Genomic DNA, 22,047 nt, shown 5'->3' with positions numbered 1-22,047 from the left:
TTATTCATCCGCATCGCACGTTCGTCCGAGCGCGCCCTGTTCTTAGCGGCAGCACCAGCTCGCATTTGGGGGCATCATCGATTGTCACGCGCCGCAGTGCGCCGTTGTCTGGAGGGCTTTCCGTGCTGATCCGACCTTCGACCATGGATGATTTGGCCGCGGTGGATGCGCTGTTGGCGCGCACCTATCCAAAGCTGCTGAAGGCAGACTACCCGCCGTCCGTATTGGTCACAGCCTTGCCTATCATCTCGCGTGCACGGCCTGAATTATTGGTGTGTGGCACCTATTATGTGGCTGAAGACAACGGCGCGATCCTTGGTGCCGGGGGCTGGACACGGGATGCCAAAGACCGAAACCTCGGCCACATACGCCATGTGGTCAGCGACGACCGGGCGCTGCGACGTGGCGTAGGGCGTGCATTGATGGAGCATTGTTTCGCGGTTGCTCGCTCAGCTGGAGTCATCCGGATGGAGTGTTGGGCCACGCGTACTGCTGTGCCGTTTTACAAAGCTGTCGGTTTTGAAACCATCGGCCCGATTGATGTGACACTTGCCGGTGGAATCGTGTTTCCATCGATCAAAATGATGCGCGATTTGTAACGGGGCGTGATCCAAGGGCGTGCCTGCGGCACAAGACATGTTCTAATGGTCCTGCTTCACGCGCGCCAAGCCAGATAGAATTTTCCGACAAAAAAAGGCCGGTCGCTTTGACCGGCCTTTGTCGTCTTGGATTTGTCATCCGTTATTCTTGCTGACCCATGAACATCAACAGGAACTGGAACATGTTCAGGAAGGCGATGTAGAGGCTCAGCGCGCCGTCATAGGCGGCTTTGTCCAGCCACTCCTGGTCACCATGACTTGCGTGCATGATGTACGTGTTCTTGATGTCCTGCGTGTAGTAGGCAGTAAGGCCTGCAAAGATCAGGATACCGATCGCCGAAATGGCGAACATCATCGCAGGTGACTGCAGGAAGATGTTGATAACCATCGCTACGATCAGACCGATCACGCCCATCATCAGGAACGTTCCCATGCCGCTCAGGTTTTTCTTGGTGGTGTATCCCCACAGGCTCAGGCCCGCAAAGGCGATCGATGTCACCACAAAGGTCTGTGCGATCGAATAGGGCGTGTAGATCATAAAGATCGTGCCCATCGAGATACCGATTACGGCCGCGAATACGAAAAAGCCCAGTTGGACCGTCGCAGCCGACCCGCGGCGCATCAGTGCACCCCAGCCAAAGAAGATGAACGCCAGAGGTGAGAACATGATCACCCATTTCAGTGGCGACACGAACAAGGTGTAGCCAAGCGACGTCAGATACTTGTCTGCGCCGATCTGGAATTCGTTTGGAATGGTTGTGATCGAGAGGCCAGCGATGGCCCATGCCGCAAGTGCGGTGATCAGCATGCCCACGGACATTGTGCCGTAGACTTTGTTCATGTGGGCGCGGAGCCCGGCATCGATCTGGGCCGCCTGTGTTTGAGACGCTGTCCGGATCGTATTCAACTCAGCCATTTTAGACCTCCAATTGATACAAGTTGCCGGTGGTTCGCACCGGAGCGCGGATTTATCGCCCGCATTGGGGCAAATATCGGGTCAGTGGCGTTCGCTTTCAAGGCTTTTCGTACGGATAGGGGGGGGTAGGCGCCGACATTCCGACTCTTTTTGTCATAAATCGGGTCAATCTGCCGCAGCCTGCCTGTTTCGCACTCATGCGCGCCAGTTGGCGGGCACGTCCCAGATGGGCTTGGCGGCCTCTTTGTGTGCGCTTTTTGCGGAAACACCGATGTCGGCCAAAGCGTTTGCGTCCAGTTGCGCAAGTGCGCGGCGCGAACGCCAGACCGACAACAGGGTTGTCAGGGAAAAACGCTTGGCGGCGGAATGGGTGCGAAAGCTTGCTTTTGCGTGGTTGAAATCAGTCAGTGCCATGATGGTCTCTCCTCAGGTCATGTGATGGTTTGTCGGGTTCGTATCAATTCTGTTGATGTATATGGCGGAGTGTGGCACATTTTAAAAACGAATGTTTGTGAGGCGATACATCAAGGATTGTGATATGCGGAATTTGGACATAACCACACTACGCTCCTTCGTGGCGGTGGCGGAAAGTGGCGGGGTTACACGGGCAGCAGGATTTCTGCATTTGACGCAGTCGGCCGTGTCGATGCAGCTAAAGCGCCTCGAGGAATTGCTGGGCCTTGAATTGTTTGACCGCTCCGGACGCAGCATCGCGCTAACGGCTTCGGGCGAGCACTTGTTGGTCTATGCCCGTCGTATGGTCGCGCTGAACGACGAGGTGATCACGCGGCTGACAGATCAGGCTTATGAGGGAGAGATCACGCTGGGTGTGCCCCATGATATCGTCTATCCCGCGATTCCTCAGGTCCTCAAACAGTTCCATGCGGCCTTTCCACGGGTCAAAGTGCAGTTGGACAGTTCATTTACCCTGCGCCTCAAGTCCGAATTCGCCAAAGGGGCCTGCGATATCATTTTGACCACTGAAACCGGCCTTGATCCAGGGGGCGAAGAGTTGGCGGTTAAACCGCTGTGCTGGGTCGGAGCGCCAAGCGGGTCGGCATGGCGGCAGCGCCCGCTGAAACTGGCCTTTGGTCGGCAGTGCACGTTTCGCCCTCGGGTGGTCGAGAATCTGGATGAGGCGGGAATTCCGTGGGATGTTGTCGTGGAAACTGAAAGCGACCGCACGATCGAGGCGACCGTTAGCGCCGATTTGGCTGTGCACACAATGATTGAAGGCACAGAGCCGCCGCATCTGGATCGGATAGATCACGGAGGCCTTTTGCCTGACCTGCCTGCGCATCGCATCAACCTTTATGGCGCTTCTCGTGGCGGCGGTGAGGTGCAAGAGGCGCTCGTGTCCATGCTGCGCCGTGCCTTCAAGGTGCCCGAACCGGTGCAACTGCGCGCCGTCGCCAAGACGTGACGCAGGAGCTGCGATTCGCGCCACCTTTTGTGGGGTGGCGCGGGCCATGAGCCAATTTCTGCCGGTGCGTTTTGGGCCCTGAAAGCATCATAAAACCGCAACGAAGTACGGCGGTTGAGTATCGAAAATCTCGCATAGGTTGTATCGATGGAGTCGATTACTAACGCGTTGATACAGTATGGAATTCGCATTCAATGAACGACATTTTACGCTCTGAACGCAGGGCAAGCGGCTGAAAAGGTTAACAAGACTTATGGAATGAATATCAACCCTTGATACCCGCTGTCTTGACGTCACTCGCCCAATGCGGGTGGAAAGCGTTGAAAACAAATTGCGCGCCGCGTATGCTGAAGTACAACCTAAGGAGATGTGCGCAGTTATGCATTCTTGGGCAAGATCGCGAAATCTCTTAGTGTGAAGCAAACAGCAGGGTGGCACTTCGTATGGCACATACCGTTGACGTCCATGTCGGCAAACGCATTCGCCAGAGGCGTTGGCTGATTGGCATGACACAGCAGGCACTTGCGGATCTGGTTGGCATCAAATTCCAGCAAATTCAGAAGTATGAAACCGGTTCGAACCGCGTCAGCGCCTCTCGTCTTTGGGATATCGGCGAGGCGATGGGCGTGCCGGTCGCCTTCTTTTTTGAGGGTCTCAAAGACTCGGGCGATCATCCCGGTGCAGGGTCCCAATATGCAGCGCCTGATTTGTTAGGCGACAAGGAAGCGATGGAATTGGTGCGCTCCTATTATGCCATCCCTGAAAACCAACGCCGTCGACTGTTTGAGCTTGCCCGCGTGCTGAGCGAAGTGGCCTGAACGGCCCAATCAAATTCAATGCAATTTCATCTGACACTTGCGTCCGTGTGACGTGTCTGGCACGCCGGATACATGAACCATGATATCGATGATCTCAGGCATGTGGCCAACGCACTGGCAGATGTAGCGCGTTCCGCCATCTTGCCCTATTTCCGCACACCGAACCTTGCAGCCGACAACAAAGCGCCGGGAGGGTATGACCCCGTCACGGCGGCGGACCGTGCCGCAGAGCAGGCGATGCGAAGCCTATTGGCTGAGATGCGTCCCGATGATGCTATTCTGGGCGAAGAATTTGGCGCCAGCGCGGGCACATCCGGACTGACTTGGGTGCTTGACCCGATTGACGGGACCCGCGGCTTTGTCGCTGGGACACCCACATGGGGTGTATTGATCGCTGTGGGCCCGGAAACTGGCCCGATCCTTGGTATCATCGACCAACCCTACATCGGAGAGCGATTTGAGGGGGCCGCTGGCACCGCACAGATGAGTGGCCCGCTTGGGACGCGTTCCATCACAACCCGGCCTACTCGTGATTTGGCCGAAGCAATTGTCTTCACAACTTTCCCTGAAGTTGGCACTGACGTTGATCGCTTTGGGTTCGAGGCGGTGGCGACAGAGGCGAAGCTCGTGCGTTATGGGATGGATTGCTACGCCTATGCGCTTGTCGCTGCCGGACAGGTAGATCTTGTGATCGAGGCGGGATTGCAAGCCTACGACATTCAGGCGCCAATCGCCGTGATCGAGGCTGCCGGCGGTATCGTCACCGATTGGGAAGGTGGCCCAGTCCATCAAGGCGGGCGCGCATTGGCTGCGGCCAACCGGGACATTCACGCAGCTGCTTTGGCTATCTTGCAGGTACAGACATGAGCGAAGTGCTGATCCGAAATGCGGACTACCTTGTCACGATGGACGATACGCGCCGGGTACTGAACGGCGCCGATATTCTGGTCCGAGACGGGGCTGTCGCAGCTGTTGGTACTGGTCTTGTCACGGAGGGCGAGGTTTTAGAGGCGGCGGGCTGTGTGATCACTCCGGGTCTCGTGAACACCCATCACCACCTGTATCAGACGCTGACCCGCGCTGTACCGGCGGCACAGGATGCACTGCTATTTGGCTGGCTCAGCACGCTCTATCCGATCTGGGCGCGCTTTACGCCAGAGCATATGTTTGTCTCTGCGCAGGTCGGGTTGGCCGAATTGGCTCTTTCGGGCTGCACGATGAGCACGGATCACCTTTATCTCTATCCAAACGGTGCGCGGCTGGAGGATACGATTTCGGCGGCGCGCGAGGTCGGCTTGCGGTTTCAGCCGACGCGCGGCGCGATGAGCATTGGCGTGAGCGACGGCGGCTTGCCGCCCGACAGTCTGGTCGAAGACGAAGCTGCGATCCTTGAGGACTGCATCCGCGTGATCGACGCCTTTCATGATCCGTCCGCGTCGTCCATGTGCCGGGTTGGCGTGGCCCCCTGTTCGCCCTTTTCCGTCAGTCGTGAACTGATGCGTGATGCTGCCGTGCTGGCGCGGGACAAGGGGGTCATGATGCACACCCATCTGGCCGAGAATGACGAGGACATCGCCTATTCCCTGGCCAACTTTGGCTGTCGCCCCGGCCAATATGCCGAAGACCTTGGCTGGGTCGGTTCGGATGTCTGGCATGCCCACTGCGTGAAGCTGGACCCGTCCGAGATTGCGTTGTTTGCCGCCACGGGTACGGGCGTGGCCCATTGCCCCTGTTCGAACTGCCGCCTTGGATCGGGGATCGCGCCGATCCGGGCTATGCGGGATGCGGGCGTGCCTGTCGGTCTGGGTGTTGATGGATCGGCCAGTAATGATGCAGGTAATCTGGTGGCCGAGGCGCGTCAGGCGATGCTGCTTCAGCGCGTGGCGCGTGGGGCGGACGCGATGTCGGCCATGGAAGCGCTGGAGATCGCGACGCGCGGTGGTGCAGATGTGCTGGGCCGCCCGGAATGCGGGCGGCTGGAGGTTGGTGCCCGCGCGGATATCGCCATTTGGGATGTCTCTGGGGTGGCCTCAGCAGGCAGTTGGGACCCGGCGGCGTTGTTGTTGGCTGGCCCAACGACAGTGCGCGATCTGTTCGTTGAAGGGCGTCAGGTGGTGCGCGATGGGCATGTGGTGACGTTCGATTTGCAAAGTGCTGTGCGCCGCCAAAATACTCTGGCCCGTGAACTGAGCGAGGTGGCGTGATGCGATGCGTGACTGTGGCCCTGTTGATGGTCGCAACAACCGCGCAGGCTGATCGCGCAACGCTTGCAGTCGTGAACAACGCGCGCGCGGCGGAAGGGCGGTCCGCGCTTGTTTATGACGCCCGACTGGAAACAGCGGCGCGTGCTCATGGGGAGGACATGGCCGCGCAAGGGTTCTTTAGCCACACCGGATCGGACGGATCGGATATTGGAACGCGGTTGCGCAGGGTGGATTATGGTTTCTGCTTTGGGGCCGAGAACATCGCCGCAGGTCAGAAAAGCCTCGTGGATGTGATGGCCGCGTGGATGCAGTCGCGCGGACACCGGCGCAACATTCTGCACCGCAAAGCCAAGGCGGTGGGCATCGCGCGCGTGACTGGTGACCGTTGGGTCATGGTGTTGGCGGCACCCTGCTAGGCGAGAGCGCTTCCCGAACGCAGAAAACGTGATGGAAACTGTGTCAGTTTCCGCCGCGCAAAGGCTGGCCATTCACCCAGACAGACGCGACGGCACGGTCGTCTCCCATCATGATCGTCGGGAACACGGCATCCCAAACATGCGCGGCCTCATGGGCGCGTTGTGCAATCGCCGGGGTCGATGCGAGGTCGAGCACGCAGATATCTGCGGCAAGGCCCGGCGCGAGGGTTCCGATTTCATCCCCGCGATGCAGTGCCGCCGCTGACCCGGCCGTGGCAAGCCACAGCAACTGGGCGGCATGTACGGCTTCACCGCGCAACTGAGCAATCTCATAAGCCGCGGCCATCGTGCGCAGCATCGAAAAGGACGACCCGCCCCCGGTGTCTGTTGCCAGCCCGACGACCTGACCTGCCTTTGCCAACCCCATCAGATCGAAAAGACCTGAGCCGATGAACGTGTTCGATGTGGGGCAATGCACGACAGCCGCACCAACTTCGCGCAAACGATCGATTTCGCGCGGGGTAAGGTGGATGGCGTGGCCATAAATCCCTCGGGCGCCCATCAGTCCAGTGGCCTCGTACGTGTCGAGGTAGTCGCGTGCATCGGGGTAAAGTTCCTGCACCCAGACAATTTCATCCACCTGCTCGCTCAGATGGGTCTGCATCAGCGCGTCGGGGTGCTCGGCCCAAAGCGCGCCAAGGGCGTGCAGTTGTTCGGGTGTCGAAGTGGGCGAAAATCGGGGCGTGACCGCGTAAATCGCGCGGCCCGTCCCGTGCCATCGGGTCAAAAGCGCTTTGCTGTCGTCATAGGCCGTTTGCGCCGTATCTTGCAGTGCGTCCGGGGCGTTGCGGTCCATACAGATTTTACCCGCCACCACCGCCATGCCGCGCTGTTCCGCCCCTTCAAAAAGCGCATCCACACTGCCGGGGTGGATTGTACAAAAGCTGGCCACGCTGGTGGTTCCGTGATCGAGCACCAGATCAAGATACCGGTTTGCGATTGCGTTGGCATATGCAGGATCGCCCAACCGGATCTCTTCAGGGAACGTGTAGGTGTTGAGCCAGTCGATCAACCGTTTACCCCAGGACGCAATCATGGCGGTCTGTGGATAGTGCGCATGAGCGTCGACAAAGCCGGGCAGGATCAATTGCCCGGTGTGGTCATGGATCTGTGCATCCGGCCCAGCGGCGGTGCGCGCGGCCTCTCCCACTGCCAGAATTTGCGTTCCTTCGATCAGGAGGGCGCTGTTTTCAAGGATGTGCACTGCACTGTCCCACGGCATGGTGAACGGATTGCCGGAGAATTGCAGCACATGGCCCAATAGAAGATGGCGTATTGTCATACCTGTCTTATGGCCTGACTGGCGGCACGCATGCAAAGCCTAAAGCGGCGCCCATTGTCAGTGGCAAGTCCGCACCCTATGTTTGCCGGAATTCACAGCCCAACCGATGAGGGATCCCATGTCAGAAGACGTCGATGTGCAGGAGCCGGTTGGGGAGGACGCGGGCTATGTGCTTGAGCGCAAAGACGTATCTGCGATTCTATATGCGGTCGATATCGAGGATCGCGACCAGCTGATCACATTGATGGAGCCGCTGCACGCAGCGGACATCGCGGACCTTCTGGAGCAGATCAACGCGTTTGATCGTGCGCGGCTGATCCGTCTGTATGACCGTGAATTTGACGGCGATATCCTGTCTGAACTTGACGAGTCGATCCGCGAAGAGGTGATGGCCGTCCTCAAACCGCATGTTCTGGCCGATGCGGTTCGCGATCTCGACAGCGATGATGTGGTCGATCTGATCGAGGATCTCGACGACGCTCAGCAAGAGACCATTCTGGACGCGCTGGAAGAGTCTGATCGCGCAATGGTCGAGCAGGCGATGGCGTTTCCGGAGTACTCGGCAGGCCGGCTGATGCAGCGCGAAGTTGTCATGGCGCCTGAGCATTGGACCGTGGGGGAGGCCATCGACCGGTTGCGCAGTGCCGATGAAAAAGACCTGCCGGGTCAATTCTATCATCTGGTTCTGGTTGATCCGCGCCTGCACCCGGTGGGCAATGTCACTCTTGGCAAACTCATGCGCTCGCGCCGTGAGGTGTTTTTGCGCGACCTGGTGGAAGAGACCTTTCGCGTCATCCCCGCCACTCAGGCCGAAAGCGAGGTGGCCTACGCGTTCAACCAATATCACCTGATCTCTGCTCCTGTGGTGGATGATGAGGGCCGTCTGATCGGCCAGATTACCATTGATGACGCGATGGCCGTGCTCGACGAAGAGCATGAGGAGGACATTCTGCGTCTGGCCGGGGTTGGCGAGGAATCTGCTTTGTCGGATTCTGTGCGCGAGACCACGAAGCGCCGCCTCCCATGGCTGACAGTGAACCTGATAACGGCGATTTTTGCTTCTCTGGTTATCGCGCAGTTTGAGGCAGCGCTCGCGCAGATTGTGGCGCTCGCTGTACTCATGCCAATTGTCGCCTCCATGGGCGGAAATGCGGGTACGCAATCGCTGACGGTGGCGGTGCGCGCGCTCGCGACGAAGGATTTAACGACCGCGAACCTCTGGCGGGTCATCCGGCGCGAGGTGTTGGTGGGGCTGTTCAATGGTTGCTTGTTTGCTGTGGTGATGGCCGTTGTGGGGATGATCTGGTTTGGATCTCCTCAGCTTGGATATGTGATTGCGGCTGCGATGGTGGTGAACATGGTGGTCGCGGGCTTTGCCGGTACTGTCATTCCGGTTGTGCTGGACCGTCTCGGGATTGACCCGGCGCTTGCCTCGGGCGCATTTGTGACGACCGTGACAGATGTGGTCGGGTTCTTTGCATTCCTGGGCCTTGCCGCGCTGGTGTTGTTGTGACTGCGTCGGGACCGGTCTGTCTGGCCTTGCGGTCAAAGGCGCCCGCCCGCCGGCCCGTGGTGTGTGCATGGATTTGAACGAACAAAAGGCGCAAGCGCGCAAGGCGGCGCTGCGGGTACGCAAGGCCGCCTTTGATCTGGACCGGGGCGGGGCGTGCGGTTTGTTGTCCTCTGTTCTTGCCGGATATCGTGGTGTGCCCTTGGCTGGCTACATGCCAATCCGTTCCGAGATTGACCCTTTGCCTGCGATGGCAGAGGCATCTGCACATGGGCCTGTTGGCGTGCCCGTGATCCTTGGCGCTGGGACGCCTTTGGAGTTTTCGCGCTGGACACCCGAAGGGGCGATGCGTGACGGGCCTTTCGGGGCGCGTGTTCCTGCGGTTGATGAATTCTTTGACCCGGAGATTGTGATTGTTCCACTGGTCGCATTTTCGCGCGCAGGAGGACGGTTGGGATATGGCGGCGGTTTCTATGATCGAACGTTAGAGCTGCTACGCGCCACGGGTTCCGTTTTGGCGATTGGGTTTGCTTACGGTGCGCAAGAGGTTGATGCGCTGCCTTTGGAGCCGACGGATCAGCCACTGGATTTGATTGTCACTGATGCTGAGGTGATTGAAGTCTGAAGGGGTTCAACCCGTGCCGTTTGGCCGCCGCCCCGATGGTATTTTCGGCCCGCAGAAACATGATGTGCTTGCCCCCTTGGGCGATTGCGACATATGGGGCGTCATGAACATTCTTTTTCTGGGTGATGTGATGGGCCGATCTGGCCGTCAGGCGATCACCGAACAACTGCCCCGTCTGCGTTACCAGTGGGACCTCGATTTCGTTGTAGTCAACGGCGAGAATGCGACGTCTGGCATGGGGCTTTCTGGGGCGCATGCCCGTGCACTGCTTGAGGCTGGCGCGGATTGCGTCACCTTGGGAGACCATGCCTTTGATCAAAAGGACATGTTGCAGTTCATCGAGTCTGAGCCGCGCATTTTGCGTCCCTTGAACTTTTCCAAGGCGGCGCCGGGTAAGGGCGCGCGCCTGTTCACAGCGCGGGGCGGGAAGAAGGTGCTTGTGACGCAAGCGCTGGGGCAAGTGTTCATGAAACGCCCATTTGACGATCCGTTTTCGGCCCTTGAGACCGTATTTCGCACCCATCCTTTGGGCGGAGAAGCCGATGCGATCGTGGTTGATTTTCATTGCGAGGCCACCTCAGAGAAGATGGCCATGGGACATTGGTGTGACGGACGTGCCAGCCTGATGGTGGGCACGCACACCCATGTCCCAACGAGCGATGCAATGATCCTTGCAAAGGGGTGCGGGTATCTGACGGACGCGGGTATGTGCGGTGACTATAACTCGGTCATCGGCATGCAGCGCGATGAACCCCTGCGCCGCTTTATAACCGGCATGTCAAAGGAGCGCTTCGCTCCGGCTCTCGGGCCCGCCACACTGTCGGGCGTTTACATCGAGACTGATGACAAGGGACGCGCGACCCGGATCGAGATGGTACGAGAGGGTGGAGCCTTGAAACCCACCGGGCCATGACACGGTCCGAGACCCTGTTTTGTGTCGCCATGCTGTTTGTGTTGGGGGCAGGGTGGGGCATGACGATGCCCCTGACCAAGATTGCAGTCAGCACCGGATACAAGCATTTTGGGCTGCTGTTCTGGCAGTTGGCGATTGGGGTCATGGTCATGTCGACCATCGCGCTGGTGCGCGGCACGCGTTTGCCTTTGGGAGCCGCCCAGTTGCGGGTCTATGTGCTGATTGCGCTGATTGGATCGGTCTTGCCCAATACGGCCAGCTATCAGGCGGCAGTTCACTTGCCAGCCGGCGTTTTGTCCATTTTGCTATCTATGATCCCTATCTGGGCTTTCCCGATCGCGCTGACGCTGGGGCTGGATCGCTTCGAGTGGATGCGTTTGGGCGGGTTGGTGGCGGGACTGTGTGCCGTGCTGCTGATCGTTTTGCCGGGAGCGGACATGTCCGGTGCCATACCAATTTTCTGGGTTCTGATCGGGCTTATTTCCGGGCTGTTTTACGCTTTTGAGGGGAACTACGTCGCTCGCTGGGGCACAGCGGGCTTGGACCCGATCCAAGTCCTGTGGGGGGCGTCTCTTGTGGGGTCCCTGATCGCTTTGCCGCTGGCGCTTGGCAGTGGTCAGTGGATTGATCCACGTCCACCTTTCGGGCCCCCTGAACGGGCGTTGGTGGCAAGTTCAATCCTGCATGTGCTGACCTATACAGGCTACGTCTGGCTGGTGGGGCGCGCAGGTCCGGTGTTTGCGGTGCAGATCAGCTATCTGGTCACCCTGTTTGGCATTTTGTGGGCTTGGCTGATCCTGAGTGAGGCGTATCCGCCCGTTATCTGGGCGGCACTGGCGCTGATGTTGGTTGGCATGTACCTTGTTCAGCCGCGGCACAAACCGGCGCTTGATGAGGACCCGGCAATACGCGAAACTGGCCTCTAGGGCTGCGCCTGTTGCGCGCCAATGGGATGACGTGTTGATGTCGCTGCTTGCTGCCTCGCCTTTAATCTCTCCGCTTTTGGCCTTGTCACTGGTCGTGGTGATGTTCGTGCTGTTCGTGCGCGAGACGTTTTCGACCGAGGTGGTGGCGATTGCGGGGGCGGCCTGCATGCTGGCCACCGGCATTTTGCCGTACGATGCGGCCCTGTCGATCCTGTCCAACCCCGCGCCTTGGACCATTGCGGCGATGTTCATCGTGATGGGTGCATTGGTGCGGACGGGCGCGCTTGACGTGTTGACCCGGACGGCTGAGCGATCTGCCAAGACCCGGCCCAAGACGGCTGTGGTCTCTGTGATCCTTGCCGTCATGGCGGGTTCGGCCATCATGAACAACACGCCCGTCGTTGTGGTGATGATCCCTGTCATGGTGCAGTTGAGCCAGAGCCTTGGTGTCAAGGCCTCTCGCCTGCTGATCCCGCTGAGCTATGCGGCCATCATGGGCGGATCGCTCACCCTGATCGGGACCTCGACCAATTTGCTCGTGGATGGGGTCGCGCGCGAAGCTGGGTTGGCGGCGTTCAGTATCTTTGAAATCCTTCCGATTGGGCTTGTCGTGTGTGTTTGGGGGCTGATCTATTTGTCGATCTTTGCCCCTCGCCTGTTGCCGGATCGGGACAGCATGGCAAGCATGCTGTCGGATCGCTCGAAGATGAAGTTCTTTACCGAGGCTGTGATCCCGCCCGACAGCAACCTGATTGGGCGTGAGGTCATGGGTGTGCAGTTGTTCAAGCGCGAAGGGGTGCGACTGATCGACGTGGTGCGCGGAGACCTGTCTCTGCGTCGCGACTTGGGGAACGTGGTGTTGCAGGTCGGCGACCGGGTGGTGTTGCGCACGCAGATGACCGAGTTGTTGAGCCTGCAAGCCAACAAAGAGTTGCGCCGTGTCGATCAGGTGTCTGCGGTGGAAACCACGACGGTCGAGGCGCTGATCACCCCGGGGTGCAAGATGGTGGGCCGCTCTCTGGGGTCGTTGCGGTTGCGGCGGCGGTATGGGGTGTACCCGCTGGCGGTGCATCGGCGGAACCAGAATATTGGGCTGCAGTTGGATGCGCTGGTGGTCAAGGTCGGGGACACGTTGCTGCTGGAAGGGGCGCCGGAGGACATCCAGCGCCTTGCCGCGGATCAGGAGATGGTGGATGTGTCGCACCCTTCGGCACGCGCTTACCGACGCTCGCACGCGCCTATCGCGATTGCGGCACTGGCGGGTATCGTGATCCTTGCGGCCCTAAACGTGGCGCCCATCCTTTTGCTTGCGGTTGTGGCGGTGGCACTGGTGCTGGTGACGGGCTGTATTGACGCGGATGAGGCGTTTTCCTTTGTGGACGGGCAGTTGTTGGCGCTGATCTTTGGGATGCTGGCGGTGGGGGCGGGTCTGCAGAATTCGGGGGCCATCGCGTTGCTGGTCGATGGGGTTTCGCCGGGACTTGCGATGTTGCCCGCACCTTTGATCCTGTTTGTGGTCTTTGTGATGACGTCGACCCTGACAGAGATTGTGTCCAACAATGCGGTGGCTGTCATTATGACGCCCATTGCGATCAGTCTGGGGGCGGCGCTGGGGCTGGACCCGCGCCCGCTGGTGGTGGCGGTGATGATTGCGGCCTCTTGCGCCTTTGCCACGCCGATTGGGTATCAGACCAACACGCTGGTTTATGGGCCCGGCGGGTACAAGTTCAGCGACTTTATGAAGGTTGGGATTCCGCTCAATCTGAGCGTGGCGATACTGGCGTCTTTGGTGATCCCGTTTATCTGGCCCTTGTGACGGTGTCCCACGCTGGGACATGTTTCGCCCTTAGGGATTTCAATGGGTTACAGAGGCGGATTCATACCCTGTTAAGACATGGAGAGACGCGCTGGGCGCTTTGCCCTGGTGTAACAATTGGGCTTTGGGCCGATAAACCGGAATGAAACGGCCGTTTTATACATTACAAGTTAAAGACTGCCTTGCGTATTGAAGCTGACGTTCACCGAAGAGGAAGGAATGACCGCTGGTAGCCCGAAGCCGACATTGAGATTTGACGTCTCGCGAGGTAAACGGACCTTCGCTGTGCCAAGCTTGAAGGACCGCTGAGCGGACAAAGCTGCCTTATGCACGAGCAGCGAATTCAACTCCGCGCTTCAACCAAATCTATTGACGACTCGCCACGTTGAACCGTGGTTTCGACCAAGCAATCATCCAACCCCGCGACATTGCCCGCTATCCAAATCGGTTGCTTGCAGCAATACTTTGGGATGTTTTTCGTTCGAACTGACCGAGGACATGCGGGATGTCGAGACTTCACTACGTCAAGTCAGGCCATTTTTATCAAGTCATTTCTGGAAGGTAAGGTATACCACACTTTTGATTTCCCAGTTTAACTCATAGGCTGATCTAGAATAAAAAGGGCGAATAATGATAATATCAACAATGCCGACCCAATCATCATTTTACAGGACAACTCTATTTCTAACGCTCCTTATTTGGCCGTTGTCAGCGCAGTCCCAAACCATTGACCATGTAAAGGATGGAAAAGTTGCGGCCGAAGCATGCGCTTCGTACTTGGCGACCGGGAAGTTTCCCACACTTGCCCTCGAACAGGCAGGGTTTAGTGGAACCTCAACAGGAAAAAAAAGTTTTTATGATATACATGAAAAGTTTGTAACTGGCCGCTACATAACATTAACAGCAAATAGCATTAAAAGGGGGCGCGTGTGTTATGCTGTATTCAAACTCAGGGTTAAGGGGAAGGCCGGCTACGATATGGTGGGTGTACGTGCATTAGACGATGCATTTCAGACTGCATTGGTCGCGAAAGGATACAAGAAAAACGTCATAAAGATCGAAAAAGGTACATAAAAGGGACAAGAATCAACGCGTTTTGTCAAAGGTGATTCAATGTACGTTTTTATACACCCGAGTTTTTACAAAGACCCAATGGACTTTGATCCATTTGTGGTAGGCTTTTCTCCTACATCACCAAATCCGCGCTGGTGGTGGGGGCAATGATCCTCACGTATCACAGAAATCTTCTGGTCCTCAGCCAACCCACGCCAGCAAGAAAAGCTTTGTAGCTTTATCAACCAATCCTGAGCTTGCCCCTGAGGTCTGCATTGCGCTCAGTCGATCATTCAACGCAGTCGTCTTCACTGTCCGCAGTGCAGGGAAATGCGGGATGAATATAGCCGAGTTTCGTTCGAAAGCCTGAGTAGAATGCACTGGAGACGGGGTGCACGTCAGATTTTTTTCTAACCTGCAATCATAGGATATTCTTTATGACAAATCACCCGTATCTGAGCAGAGTTTCAATCTGCCTGCTCTCTATTTGCGTTCTTTTCGTATCGGGCTGTCTTCGTGATGGCCCTCCGATCAGCGCTGCTATGGTTGAAGGATCGCGAACGCTTACAGAAGCCGAGGTCTATAGCCGATATGCCGGAAACTCTATTCGATTTGACATTACGGATGGCGCAAAGGGATATTTCAGGGAATTGTATTTTGCGAAAAACGGCTCCTTCCAATCTGTAGATTTTTATAGGCAAGAAATCACCGAAGGGACGTGGCAGACTCATGAGTCCCCTTTCGGGGGGTATGTGTGGAAAAACGCAACGACGAGTGGGATTGATGAGGAGGGGGTTTATCGTTTCGAACCTTACGATGTCCATCTTTTGGTTAATGTTCTTCAGGACGGCACTGCGATGCTTTGGGGTCGTGACACAAACGGAGAGCAATATGTAATATCCCAACCAAAACCGACGCCTGGTTTTCAGGGGCGAGCGAGGTTTAATGAAATAAAGAGAAAGATTTCTGCAGCATCGCCATAGGCCTTGGTATCGACAGCCAAAGGTCGGAACCCATTGCTCCCTGCACCCGTATGGCCCTGAGGTCCTATGAGTCCATACGGAGTGTTTCTTCGTAACGCAGCGCGTTAGATTGGATCATTGGTGGGAATCAAAATGTTTCATCAGCATGATTGACGCTCTGGACATGTCGACTTTGGGATCAGTGCGGTCGTTCGCTGCACTCTGCATGAATGACCGCTGACGGGAATTGATCCGACTTTGCAAAGTCCGCTTCCTGCGCATCGCCACCCTTCACTACCGAGCGCCCCAAGCTCCGCTTTGCCACCAGTCATCAGCTACCAGCCCAAAAGCCCCAGAGCCTAAAAAGCCAACCCTTTTGCATCAAACTTGTGGATGACGTCATCGCCGAAATCGAGCCCCACGGGGTCTCCGGGTTTCAGAGACGCGCTGCCGTTCACGCGCACTGTCAACTGACCCGCGTCGCCGCAGGACACGATCACGAATGTGTCGGCCCCGAGGTATTCGAGCACGTCGACCGTTCCGTCGATGCGGCCTGCGCCCGCCTCTACGAGGGCGATGTGTTCGGGGCGCACGCCAAAGGATTTAGCCTCGGCTGGCAGTTGGACTCCCGGTGCGGATGATGCGTCAGCGACGTTCATGCGGGGGGAGCCAACGAACTGCGCCACGAACAGGTTTGCGGGATTTTCATACAGCTCCCTCGGGCTGCCCACCTGTGCGATTTTGCCAAATTCCAGCACGACGATCCGGTCGGCCAGTGTCATCGCCTCGACCTGATCATGGGTGACGTAGATCATCGTCGATTTGAGGGTTTGGTGCAGCTTGGCGATCTCGTAGCGCATTTCGACCCGCAGGGCGGCGTCGAGATTGGACAGTGGTTCATCAAAGAGGAACGCCGTGGGGTCGCGCACGATTGAGCGGCCGATGGCCACGCGCTGGCGCTGACCGCCGGACAGGTCCTTGGGGCGGCGATCCATGTAGGCATCGAGTTTCAGGACGCGCGCCGCTTCGTTCACCTTGGCCTCGATCTCTGCCTTGGGCAGCCCGGCGGATTTCAGGGGAAAGCCCACGTTGTCGCGCACCGACATGTGCGGATAGAGCGCGTAGGACTGGAACACCATCGCCAGCCCGCGTTTGCTGGGTGGTTCGGCGGTGACATCGCGATCCCCGATCATGATCGAGCCGCGCGATGTTTCTTCGAGCCCCGCGATCATGCGCAGCAGGGTGGATTTGCCACAGCCCGACGGGCCCACGAAGATGACAAATTCACCTTCGTTGATGGCAAGGTCCACGCCCTTGATGACCTGAATGTCTCCGAACCATTTTTCGACTGCGTTGAGTGAGATTGACGGCATTAGGCAGCCCCCCGGTTTTCTTCTGCATCTAGCCCGGCCCAGGTCAGCCAGATGGCTGCTGTCCAGGTGAAATCCATGCCCCCACACGCGGTTGCGTCCAGCGGATCAAAGTATTCGGCAAAGCCGTTTTTGGCGATGGCTGCAGCGGTTTCGCGCCGCAGTCTGTTGTCCAGATCATGGCGGCCCATGTCGCGAAATCCGATTGCAATTAATGCGTTGAGGAACGGCCATGAAGGGCCGCGCCAATAGCGGCGTGCATCAAAGGAGGGATGGTGCGGATCGGCCGATGGGATGCCGTAGTTGACCGCATCCCAGACCCGCATCAAATGTGCGTCCAGTTCCGGGTTTCCCGCATTGGCCACATAGGCCAGCAATGCGCCCGAGCCGAGTATGCCGGCGAATTCGCCTGTGCGCAGGTTCTTGGCGTCATAGGCACCCAGATCGGGGTTCCAGATTTCGGGCAGGGCGGCGCGGAGCGTTTCGGCCCAATGCGCAATCTCCGTTGTGTCTTCCCCAAGTGCCTGACCAAGCGCAATCAAGTCCTCATGTGCGCGCAGAAGGATGAACGTTATTCCGGGGTCCGCCATCAGGAACGGGCCTTCGTCCACGATCCTTTTCTGATCCCATCCCACGCTGACACCGAACTGGACCATGGCGATGTAGCGGTCATATTGTTCTTTTTGCGGGCGCATAGAGGGGTCCACGTGGCCGGTGTCGCGTCGGGTGTAGGGCCCGACATTGGACCCATCCACACCGGCCATGCCGATGTCCCAATCCGGGCAATTGTCGCGCCCGCTTTCCCATGGGTGTGTGATCGCGGCAGGTCCGTGCACGCAGCGTACCTCGTGCCACCAGCGGTGCCATGCCACCAGTTTTGGATAGATCGCGGCCAGCCTGTTGTGCCCAAGCTCTCTGTTCATTTCCCAGACCCGCCGCACCATTGTGGCCGCGACGGGGGGCTGCGAGATGCCGGATGTGGCTGGGCTTTGTCCGGTTGACCAGACATCGGGGCCGGGGAAGTAACTTGGGTCAGGGTCGTGGAAGATGATGTGCGGGACCATCCCGCCCTCCCATTGGCTGGCCAGCAGTGTGTCGAATTCATCCCAAGCGCGCGGCAGATCAAAGGTTGCAAACCCCCATGCTGCAAAGGCGCTGTCCCAGTTCCATTGGTAAGGATAGAGACCGTGGGTGGGCAGCGTGTATCCGCCCCTGTCGTTCTGGCGCAGAATCTGGCGCGCCCGCTCGTGTAAATCCATGGTCATCCCTTTACCGACCCGGCGGTCAGTCCTTTTGTCATGAAGCGTTCCAATCCCAGAAACAGCGCCATGATCGGCACGGTCGCAATGACTGATCCTGCCATCAGGTGTTGTCGTGGGATTTCTGAAGAGTTGAGTGCCGCGATGCCCCGCGTCAGCGTGAACTTGGATGGATCATCCAGCAGCATGAAGGCCAGCAGGAATTCGTTCCAGGCGATCATGAACACATAAAGCGACACCGACGCCAGCGCCGGCAGGGACAGCGGCAGTGTGATCTTCCAGATCACCGCAAGGCGCGACAGCCCGTCCATTAGCCCGGCCTCTTCGACCTCGGCTGGCAGCCCGCGAAAGTAGCCTTGTAGCATGTAGAGTGCCACCGGGATTGTCGTCACCGGATAGATCATCACGATCCCCCAGAACGAATTGCGCAGTCCGGTCATTGAAAACGCGATGTAGATCGGCAGTGCCAGAACGATCATCGGCACCATGTAGATCAGCAGGATCGAGCGCGAAAACGCCGCCCGTCCCTGAAACCGCAGCCGTGCAACCGCGTAGGCCCCCGGAATCGCGAAAGCCAGCGTGATAAACACCGTCAGTACTGAGATGAAGAAGGAGTTGAACAGGTACGTGCCGAAATTGAACTGGCTGAACAGTTCATTATAGGACCGGAACAGTTCTGCCCCTTTGCCGATGTCGATTGAAAAATCCAGCGGGTTCTGCATCAGCTCGGACTGGTTTTTGAAGCTGGTCATCACCATGACGTAGAAGGGGATCAGCACGATTGCGGTGAAGAAGATGTAGCCGAACCCGGTCAGGAACCGGATCACCGCCCCTTCGAATTCGTGCCGTGTCAGAGCGCCGGGCACCAGATCGTCGAGGATCACCCGACCCGACAGTACAAAGGCTGCCGCCAGTGCGACGGCTGCCAGTATCGCCACAAACGGTGAGGCCAGTTCGCCGATGGTGAGCGGTCCGAAGTTCAGCAGGATCAGCGCCACCAGCGCGACCCCGCCGATGAGTTCGCCGATCCGCCCGCCCATCCGATGCCCGATCGCAAAGCCGATCACGCCCCCCCAGAGCAGCGAGAACAGGATGTGGGGCCGGAACGGATCGCCCGTTGCAAAGCTCATGATGATCGCAACCGTGGTCGACAGCACCACCATCCAGAGTGCGCCCAGAACCGGGCTGGTGAACCAGTTGAAGCGCAGCGCCTTCATAGCCCTTCCTCCTGACTGATGTATTTGAGAAAGAAGATCGAGAACGTCAGCAGGCAGCCAAAGATGACAACCGCCACCGCAGCACCTGCGCCGATGTTCGAGACCGCAAAGGCCTGTTCATAGACGTTTACCGTAAGTGTCCGCGTGCCCGCGTTTCCGCCTGTCAGCAGGAAGATGTCGTCGAACTTGTTGAACGTCCAGATGAAGCGGAGCAGGAAAAGCACGCTGAGAATGCCCAGCAATTGCGGCACGCTGAGATACCAGAATTGCTGAAACGGGGAGGCGCCGTCCATGTCTGCGGCTTCGTACATATCGGTGTCGATGCTTTGCATCCGGGCGAGGATGAACAGGAAGGACAGCGGAAAATACCGCCAGATTTCGAACACGGTGACCATGATCAGCGCCAGCGGGCGTTCGCCAAAGAAGTTGATCGCCTGCGGCGTCACACCCATTTGGATCAAGAGCGCATTGGCGGACCCCGAAAACGGGTCAAACAGGATAAGCCACGCAAAGGCCACCGCAATCACCGGGGCGACGTAGGGAAAGAGGTAAAGGCCCCGCAGAATGCCCTGACCCTTGAAGGACTTGTTCAAAAGCAGCGCTGCAAAAAGGCCCACGAGCAATGCGCCAATGGTGCCGAATACTGTGTAGAATAACGTGACCCAGAGTACTTCCACGAACTCGTCGCCGTTAAAGATCCGAGAGAAGTTTTCCAGTGTGAATGTGCTGTTTGTCAGGACGTTGGAAGAGGTGCCAGTGGTCGTGGCCGGGCTGTCCTGAGGGCGCAGATCATTGTCGAGATAGGCCTGTTCGACCGTAACCGGAATGGTCAGGGTCTCTCGTGCACCCGGCTCCCAATCGCCGAGGTCGCAGGTCAGATCCCGCGCGGACAGGGCACAGCGTTCGTCAAGCTCCTGCACAACCAACCCTTCGGGCACGACATCTGCGAAGGTGACACCGGTAATCGGTTGTTCTTGCGAGGAATTGCGCAGGCGATATCGGATTGTTGGCGTATCTCCGACCTTTTCCGCGTCGCCGCGAATGTCTTCGCGCAAGGTCACCTCTGGGGCCCGCAAATCGCCCAGTTCAACGGGTTTGAATGAAATCCAGAAGATCGCGAGCAGGGGCAGTACCACGACCAAAGCGACGGCTGCGATTGTCGGAAACAACAGCCCCCATGCAAGGCGTGCCTCGCGTTTGGCCAAAGGACCGGTTCCGACGGGAGGCTGGAGCTCCGCCATTGGGACACCTCCTCAAGGTGGTTGAGTAAATTGTGTGTTGGGGTCGGGGTGCCCGTGTCTCGGGCACCCCTTTTGGATTTGGCTTACTTTACAGCAGCGATTGCACTGTTCAGTTCTGCCACAGTGGCGGCAGCGTCGCGCTCACCGTCGATGTATTCGCGCACCAGACGGTTGATCACCTGAGAGTTGATGATCGCCGAAGCTGCGGACAGTTGGCCGTCGGCCACGCCCCAGCGTTGTGCCACGTCCAAACCGCCCACGATTTCTTCGATCATGGCGGCATCATAGAGGTCACCAAGGGGTGCCTTGCGGTCCACACCGACATCGAGTGTTGCCCAAAGGTCTGCAAACGCAGTTGGGTTGTCTGCCGTGCCGCGACGGACAGGGAACTTGCCCTCGGGCGCGATGGCCAGCGTCGCCCCATAGCCTTCGTTCATCGAATACTGAACGAACTCCATTGCGGCATCCGTGGATGCATCGGACGTGATCCCAAAGTAGCGCACATCACCCCATGCCGCCCCATCCGGGTTTGATGGCCCGGCAAAGTTGGTCACGATGCCTGTGGCTGCTGCCAGATCGGTCGACGTTGGGTCGTCATTGATGGTGGGCGGGGCGCTGTCGCGCAGACCGGCCAGTTCATCGAGGATGAAGGGCGACCAGATGATCATGGCCGCATTGCCGCTGAAGTAGAGCGTGCGCGACTGATCCCAGTAGAGATCACCCGGAGGGGATGCTTCGGCGATGGCTTTGTATAAGTCCAGCACTTCGATGGTGGCGGCTTCGTCCAGTGGCTGGATGCCGTCGGGGCCCACAGGGGATACACCATTGGCGAGGAACACGTGCTCCAGAACCTGGCTCATGAAGTTTTCGTCGATCTTGGTCGCTGCCACAAACCCATACATCTCTGGCGGGTTGTGCAGCGCCTCGACGGCCGCAAGCACGTTGGCGTAGGAATTTGGTGGTTCGAGCCCTTTTTCTGCGAACAGATCGGCGCGGTAGACCAGCATCTGTGTCCAGCCGTCGACCGGTACCGAGGCATAGCCATCCGGTGTTGCAGCCATCGAAAGCGCGCCGGGAGCGAAAGTATCGGCGCCGAGGGCTTCGACCACGTCAGTCGCGGCATCGATGTCAAGAATGCCCGCTTCGGTCCAAGGGGCCGCGAATTGCAGGGTGTGGTAGATCACGTCTGGCAGATCGCCGGCAGCAAAGGCGGCTGTCGCCCGTGTGCCCAAATCGTTTTCGGAGACGGGAATGACCTCAACCGTGTGCCCGGATGCGGCAGCAAAGTCTGCGGCCATCGCCTCTTGGCGGGCAAGCCGCTCGGGCTGTTCTTCTGTTGTCCAAAAGCGCAGTTCTTCCGCTGACAGCGCTGTTGCCGACAAGGCGAGCGCCATGGCGACGCTTGTCCGCGCAAGGGTTTTTACATTGAGTTTCAAT

21 protein-coding genes are annotated in these 22,047 nt (G+C 58.2%); 13 read left to right on the top strand and 8 right to left on the bottom strand.

The window, feature by feature from the left end; all coding sequences use genetic code 11:
- Positions 1-122: 122 nt before the first annotated feature.
- Entirely contained in the window at positions 123-599 is a 477-nt protein-coding gene (locus DHN60_RS09860) for a GNAT family N-acetyltransferase (protein ID WP_234423594.1), read from the top strand.
- Between the two features lie 142 nt (positions 600-741).
- Here DHN60_RS09860 and DHN60_RS09855 read toward each other — a convergent pair whose 3' ends face one another.
- Positions 742-1,515: a Bax inhibitor-1/YccA family protein gene (locus DHN60_RS09855; RefSeq protein ID WP_108837119.1), complete on the bottom strand. Its 774-nt coding sequence runs from the start codon at positions 1,513-1,515 to the stop codon at positions 742-744.
- 195 nt (positions 1,516-1,710) lie between these two features.
- Positions 1,711-1,929, bottom strand: coding sequence for a DUF1127 domain-containing protein (locus DHN60_RS09850; RefSeq protein ID WP_108837118.1), 219 nt, complete (start codon positions 1,927-1,929; stop codon positions 1,711-1,713).
- 124 nt (positions 1,930-2,053) lie between these two features.
- Between DHN60_RS09850 and DHN60_RS09845 the strand changes: the two genes are divergently transcribed.
- The 5 genes from DHN60_RS09845 to DHN60_RS09825 all read left to right on the top strand — a co-directional run bounded on the left by DHN60_RS09845 (position 2,054) and on the right by DHN60_RS09825 (position 6,376).
- Positions 2,054-2,938, top strand: coding sequence for a LysR family transcriptional regulator (locus DHN60_RS09845; RefSeq protein ID WP_108837292.1), 885 nt, complete (start codon positions 2,054-2,056; stop codon positions 2,936-2,938).
- A gap of 443 nt (positions 2,939-3,381) precedes the next feature.
- Positions 3,382-3,756 (top strand): helix-turn-helix domain-containing protein, encoded by a 375-nt coding sequence (locus DHN60_RS09840; protein WP_108837117.1) that lies wholly within the window; start codon positions 3,382-3,384, stop codon positions 3,754-3,756.
- Between the two features lie 72 nt (positions 3,757-3,828).
- A complete protein-coding gene (gene hisN, locus DHN60_RS09835; protein ID WP_108837116.1) occupies positions 3,829-4,623 on the top strand; it encodes a histidinol-phosphatase in 795 nt (264 codons plus the stop codon).
- Entirely contained in the window at positions 4,620-5,960 is a 1,341-nt protein-coding gene (locus tag DHN60_RS09830) for an 8-oxoguanine deaminase (RefSeq protein WP_108837115.1), read from the top strand. The genes hisN and DHN60_RS09830 overlap by 4 nt, the downstream gene beginning before the upstream one ends.
- Positions 5,960-6,376: a CAP domain-containing protein gene (locus tag DHN60_RS09825; protein WP_234423593.1), complete on the top strand. Its 417-nt coding sequence runs from the start codon at positions 5,960-5,962 to the stop codon at positions 6,374-6,376. The genes DHN60_RS09830 and DHN60_RS09825 overlap by 1 nt, the downstream gene beginning before the upstream one ends.
- 43 nt (positions 6,377-6,419) lie before the next feature.
- On the opposite strand, the gene guaD is transcribed toward DHN60_RS09825, so the two are convergent.
- The gene (gene guaD / locus DHN60_RS09820) at positions 6,420-7,718 is read right to left on the bottom strand and encodes a guanine deaminase (RefSeq protein ID WP_108837114.1); all 1,299 of its coding nucleotides are present in this window, start codon (positions 7,716-7,718) and stop codon (positions 6,420-6,422) included.
- 118 nt (positions 7,719-7,836) lie between these two features.
- Here guaD and mgtE point away from each other — a divergent pair, with 118 nt between their 5' ends.
- The 7 genes from mgtE to DHN60_RS09785 all read left to right on the top strand — a co-directional run bounded on the left by mgtE (position 7,837) and on the right by DHN60_RS09785 (position 15,544).
- A complete protein-coding gene (gene mgtE, locus DHN60_RS09815; RefSeq protein ID WP_108837113.1) occupies positions 7,837-9,231 on the top strand; it encodes a magnesium transporter in 1,395 nt (464 codons plus the stop codon).
- A gap of 67 nt (positions 9,232-9,298) precedes the next feature.
- The gene (locus DHN60_RS09810) at positions 9,299-9,853 is read left to right on the top strand and encodes a 5-formyltetrahydrofolate cyclo-ligase (protein ID WP_108837112.1); all 555 of its coding nucleotides are present in this window, start codon (positions 9,299-9,301) and stop codon (positions 9,851-9,853) included.
- A gap of 103 nt (positions 9,854-9,956) precedes the next feature.
- Positions 9,957-10,766, top strand: coding sequence for a TIGR00282 family metallophosphoesterase (locus DHN60_RS09805; protein ID WP_108837290.1), 810 nt, complete (start codon positions 9,957-9,959; stop codon positions 10,764-10,766).
- The gene (locus DHN60_RS09800; protein ID WP_108837111.1) at positions 10,763-11,692 is read left to right on the top strand and encodes a DMT family transporter; all 930 of its coding nucleotides are present in this window, start codon (positions 10,763-10,765) and stop codon (positions 11,690-11,692) included. Before DHN60_RS09805 ends, DHN60_RS09800 begins: the two co-directional genes overlap by 4 nt.
- Positions 11,693-11,729: 37 nt before the next feature.
- Positions 11,730-13,508 (top strand): SLC13 family permease, encoded by a 1,779-nt coding sequence (locus tag DHN60_RS09795; protein ID WP_108837110.1) that lies wholly within the window; start codon positions 11,730-11,732, stop codon positions 13,506-13,508.
- A 630-nt stretch (positions 13,509-14,138) separates the two neighbouring features.
- Positions 14,139-14,582 (top strand): hypothetical protein, encoded by a 444-nt coding sequence (locus DHN60_RS09790; RefSeq protein ID WP_108837109.1) that lies wholly within the window; start codon positions 14,139-14,141, stop codon positions 14,580-14,582.
- Between the two features lie 416 nt (positions 14,583-14,998).
- Positions 14,999-15,544: a hypothetical protein gene (locus DHN60_RS09785; RefSeq protein ID WP_159089164.1), complete on the top strand. Its 546-nt coding sequence runs from the start codon at positions 14,999-15,001 to the stop codon at positions 15,542-15,544.
- 338 nt (positions 15,545-15,882) lie between these two features.
- Here the strand turns inward: DHN60_RS09785 and DHN60_RS09780 are convergent, their stop codons facing one another.
- The 5 genes from DHN60_RS09780 to DHN60_RS09760 form a co-directional block, all read right to left on the bottom strand.
- Positions 15,883-16,896: an ABC transporter ATP-binding protein gene (locus DHN60_RS09780; RefSeq protein WP_108837107.1), complete on the bottom strand. Its 1,014-nt coding sequence runs from the start codon at positions 16,894-16,896 to the stop codon at positions 15,883-15,885.
- A complete protein-coding gene (locus DHN60_RS09775; RefSeq protein ID WP_108837106.1) occupies positions 16,896-18,158 on the bottom strand; it encodes a hypothetical protein in 1,263 nt (420 codons plus the stop codon). The genes DHN60_RS09780 and DHN60_RS09775 overlap by 1 nt, the downstream gene beginning before the upstream one ends.
- Entirely contained in the window at positions 18,155-19,369 is a 1,215-nt protein-coding gene (locus tag DHN60_RS09770; RefSeq protein WP_108837105.1) for a carbohydrate ABC transporter permease, read from the bottom strand. Before DHN60_RS09770 ends, DHN60_RS09775 begins: the two co-directional genes overlap by 4 nt.
- On the bottom strand, positions 19,366-20,610 hold the full coding sequence (locus DHN60_RS09765) for a carbohydrate ABC transporter permease (RefSeq protein ID WP_108837104.1): 1,245 nt from the start codon (positions 20,608-20,610) through the stop codon (positions 19,366-19,368). Before DHN60_RS09765 ends, DHN60_RS09770 begins: the two co-directional genes overlap by 4 nt.
- 83 nt (positions 20,611-20,693) lie before the next feature.
- Entirely contained in the window at positions 20,694-22,046 is a 1,353-nt protein-coding gene (locus tag DHN60_RS09760) for an ABC transporter substrate-binding protein (protein WP_234423592.1), read from the bottom strand.
- Between the last annotated feature and the right edge of the window lies 1 nt (position 22,047).

Origin of the sequence: Tateyamaria sp. Alg231-49 (genome assembly GCF_900143535.1) — a bacterium.
Lineage (GTDB): Bacteria > Pseudomonadota > Alphaproteobacteria > Rhodobacterales > Rhodobacteraceae > Tateyamaria.
This window is presented reverse-complemented; position numbering and strand designations above follow the sequence as displayed.